Annotated in this window: 1 protein-coding gene; it reads left to right on the top strand. The window is 48.9% G+C overall.

Annotated features, from left to right (window positions below; genetic code table 11):
• Window positions 1-820 (top strand): integrase core domain-containing protein (locus ACO0LG_RS29505; protein WP_423032180.1); only part of this gene is annotated, 820 nt, incomplete at both ends.

Raw genomic sequence — 820 nt, 5'->3', positions numbered from 1 at the left:
TAAAGATGATGAGCAGCTTAATCAACCAGCTGCTGAAACGCTTTGTAATAAATGATGCTACGCTCTTCCCTGCCGCTCGTTTTTATCGTGCCAGACCACGACGATCAAACAGCAACAGGAAACCTGCCTGGGTCATTGATACTGTTTTGGATATTTACGCGAATGGGAGCAAGAGCTATCGTGTCACGATGCATGAATTTAACCGCTTGTATGCGCATACCGGGGTGACTGTTTGCTTGAGCACTGTCTACGCCTGGGTGCAGAAGTATCGTTACGAAATGGAAGTCGTCCGTTCAAAGACACGCAACAGCATTCCTGAACATCGCCCTGCTAATCTGCGCTGGTGCCTGGATGGCACTGGCAAGGTCGATGCCAACGGCGTACAGCATTTTATACTGGGTATGGTGGATCATGGGACGCGCTTGAATTTGCTACTGACGCGACTTGAGTCAGCGACTTCAAAATCTATACTTGAGCAGCTTACAGCAACGGTCAAGCTGTTCGGCAAGCCTAAATTGATTCGTACAGACAATGCTTCTGTGTTTCGCAGTACTGAGTTTAAAAGAGGAATAAGCAGGCTTGGTATCCGCCATGAATTCAGTCAGCCAGGCAAGCCTTGGCAGAACGGAAGAATCGAGCGTTTCTTTTTAACACTGAAGCAGAAGTTGAATTTGATCGTACCTAAGGACGGCGCGGCACTGGATAACCTGCTGGCGGAATTTGCGACGTGGTACAACGTGATAAGACCGCATCAGCATTTGCATGGCTTGACGCCTGCTGAAGCATGGCGGGGCATTGATCCGTACAAAATCGTACCGCA

Source organism: Undibacterium sp. Ji42W (assembly GCF_049340405.1).
In the GTDB taxonomy this organism is placed as follows: Bacteria; Pseudomonadota; Gammaproteobacteria; order Burkholderiales; family Burkholderiaceae_D; genus Undibacterium.
The sequence above is the reverse complement of the archived record's forward strand: the minus strand, read 5'-3'. Positions and strand labels throughout refer to the sequence as shown.